At 39.3% G+C, this 3,129-nt stretch carries 3 protein-coding genes; 1 reads left to right on the plus strand and 2 read right to left on the minus strand.

Going from position 1 to position 3,129, the window contains the following annotated elements:
* Both RRG12_RS42235 and RRG12_RS42240 read right to left on the minus strand, forming a co-directional pair.
* On the minus strand, positions 1 to 1,744 hold a 1,744-nt coding region (locus RRG12_RS42235), incomplete at its 3' end, for a B12-binding domain-containing radical SAM protein (RefSeq protein WP_420763232.1).
* A 98-nt stretch (positions 1,745 to 1,842) separates the two neighbouring features.
* Complete coding sequence (locus RRG12_RS42240) at positions 1,843 to 2,085, minus strand: transposase (protein ID WP_420758366.1); 243 nt, start codon at positions 2,083 to 2,085, stop codon at positions 1,843 to 1,845.
* A gap of 517 nt (positions 2,086 to 2,602) precedes the next feature.
* Here RRG12_RS42240 and RRG12_RS42245 point away from each other — a divergent pair.
* Positions 2,603 to 2,890 carry a helix-turn-helix domain-containing protein gene (locus RRG12_RS42245; RefSeq protein ID WP_420758365.1) on the plus strand — a complete coding sequence of 96 codons (288 nt, stop codon included), beginning with the start codon at positions 2,603 to 2,605 and terminating at the stop codon, positions 2,888 to 2,890.
* The last annotated feature ends 239 nt before the right edge of the window (positions 2,891 to 3,129 follow it).

The raw sequence follows: 3,129 nt of genomic DNA on the forward strand, positions 1-3,129 counted from the left end.
ATTCAACAACACTTTCTAGATTGCGAAAGTCCGGATATCTCTGCAATAAATATTCTTTTAGCGTGTTGAAAAAATATTCAAGTTGTAAACAGATTTGAATGAATATCCAATGACTAGGTTCTATTTGGTATTCAAATTGAGGAAATTGGGAAATATCCATAAAAGCGATCGCATCATCATTTGCCAAATAGGCCTGATAATTTTCCTGCACTGCTTGATACCAGTTTCTAGCAGGATTTATCTGTTGGATAAAGTTATCAAATAAATCATTGTAAAACCGATCGTAAGGAATATTGTGGGTAAACCTGAGATAGATGGCGATTAACTGCGTCACACTACAATTGTGTAGGGACTTAATGTAAGCCGCATAGGTATTCATTTTCACCCAATCATCAGATGAAAATGTCTTCGTCTTGACGATGAGTCGGGATTTTGTTGTCAAGGGATCAAATGGCCCCCGCAGACGCATACCATGATTCAATAAAACGTAGCGATCGACTGTTTCAATTTCCCATTTTTGAATATAATCTGGTTCTGCTGCTGGTGCGTTCGGTAGTAAATTATAAGGAAAAACCCAATAATACGTGTGGATTCCCCATTCCATCAAATCTGAAAAACAAGCTTTCCAATACTCGTATTTGTCTCCAGGAATTCCTAAAATTAGTTGAACATAGACTGGTATACCATCCTCCATAAGTTGCCGTGCGACTTCGTACTGTTTTTGTGTAGAAATATTGGAACGGTTGGTAGCGGCTAAGACTTCTCGATTTGTGTGTTGGATAGATAGCACATGGGCTGACAAAAGACCAGTATTGAGAAACTTCTTAGCAATTGTCAACGCTCTGTCTGGATTATTTTTAGCCGTGTTGTAAGAAAAATATTTAGGAAAACCGTACTTTTTATTAGCAGCAATCAGGAGATCCGCAATTTCCATATCCCTTGGTAACATCCCAAAGTTGGCGTCAGCTGACATGACAAAGCCGATTTTCATTTGTCCAAACCATTCGATCTCGGCTTTGATCCTCTCCATCGGTAATTGCCGAATTTTTGACATCGTATTAGAACCCCAATCACAGTAGCTGCATTTGTATGGACAACCGCGATTGGTTTCCCAAATGACAATGACATCACTACTAATAGAACTAAGCATCTCTTGATAGTAGGCGCTTTGCTCAATATAAGGGCTATGGTAGAATTCCGTTGGTATCTCAGTCGGCCCGGTGTAAATATGTCCTTTTCCGTCGGTTCCTGGGAGATAAAGTCCAGAAATATCTCCAAATAAGTTTTTATTAGCGATCAGTTCACCAGTGTCGTCATATTCAAGGACTTTTTTGAGAATCTTGGTAAATGTGATTTCTCCATCCTTGACTGCAACCATATCGATATAAGGATATTTCTTAAAGAAATCTACATCTTTGTAATCTGGTTCTGGTCCTCCAGCGATTATTAAACATTGTGGGTGGAGAGCTTTGATTTGCTGTGCAATTAGGCATTGCAACTTCCAATTCCAGATGTAACAACTTAGTACTAACACATCTATTGAGGTATCCTGATAAGGACGCAGAAGGGTTGAAACCTCTGCTACTTGGTTGATTGGCGAAAGCCAACGTACATAGTCTTTTCCAGTACCGTAGTTCTCCCAATAAGTCTTAAAAATACCCCACATTATGGGCAGGTATGGCAACCCCATCTCAACTAATGGTGGCTGGCTCACCAGAACGGTTTTACTCTTGACAGACAGCATATTTCTCTACTCCCTTGTTAATTCTGTGTTTGAATGGTGTGTAATGGTGTTGTTACATGAATTAAAAAAGGTACACCTTCTCTCCGTAGAGTAGATTATTAGTCTTCAACTTTGTAGTTGTCTGGCTTGTCCGACTGAATCATGCGATTAAGTACCACAACTCCAGTTGAATCCACTACTACATGAATAACCTTATTCTTTGGAACTATCGGTAGTTCCAAAGATAGTTTGTTTAAACGACGGGACATCATAGAGCGATCCGGTACTTCTAGCTCAATACTCACGATCATAAATAGTGCTTCTAAAAATCCTTGTGTTTGTCGTCCTGGTAGATGAAACACCGATCAAATCGTTATTTGATAATATAGATTGCACATTTATGTTTTCTTCCTCTTCTTCTGCGTCTTTACCCCCATCAATTTTCCATGACTTGGAGCTAATTCATTAAATAAATCAAAAGTTAAGCAAAGAAAACCTTACTGTAAGTCTTGCGGATACAGCAGAAATCATTTAGGCGTTTTTAACTTAGTTCCTAATAATCCTGGAATCAATACTAATAGACATTTTTAGGCATTTCTTTTTCCTTTCTTTGTTGAATTTCTCTAGATAAGACTTGAAAATTGAGAATCAACCCGATGATATAGAGCTAATACCATAAAAATATACATCTTATAAGCTGTTAATACAATGATAGTTAAGCAATAATTAACAAATTCGGTGGGTTTAAGTCCCCCGGTTCTATAACTGCTGTACGTTCGCTCATTTTTGAAAGGTGAAAGGAATTAATGCCTTACAGCTATTTTCAAGTAATTGAACCACAAGTCAGGTAAACTAGACATGAAGTAATTGTTTGATTCGATGCCAGTATCTTACTCAGAGGATTTGCGTCGTCGTGTGATTGCAGCGTGGGAAGCTCATGATGGCTCTCAACGCCATTTAGCTCAAAGATTCAAGGTCAGCTTGTCATTTGTACGAAATCTACTACGTCAGTATCGCCAAAATGGAGAAATTGAGGCGAAACAACGTGGGGGATACCAAAAGCCAACAATTCAAAACGAACATCTTAGCCTGATTAAGTCTTGGGTGGAAGAGAAAAATGATTTGTTGCTTTCAGAGTTATGCGTTGGGCTTTGCCCTGTTAGATAAGGTCGATTCACCTTCCCCGACGACTGCAACAGACTTTTGACTGTCTCCTCTAGTGAATCTGAATACACCCGACTGATGCGATCGCAAATTACCTGCATCTGCTCACACTCGGCAGGCAAGTAGTTGTACGGCTTGAGATACTGCAATCCAACGGTATACTCACCATCACACATTCTCACGCTGCAACTAAAGTCATTCACTGCGCTGAAAATAACCCCGCACCCACCTTTGCCTCTCAG

It is taken from the genome of Nostoc sp. CALU 546 (assembly GCF_048836525.1).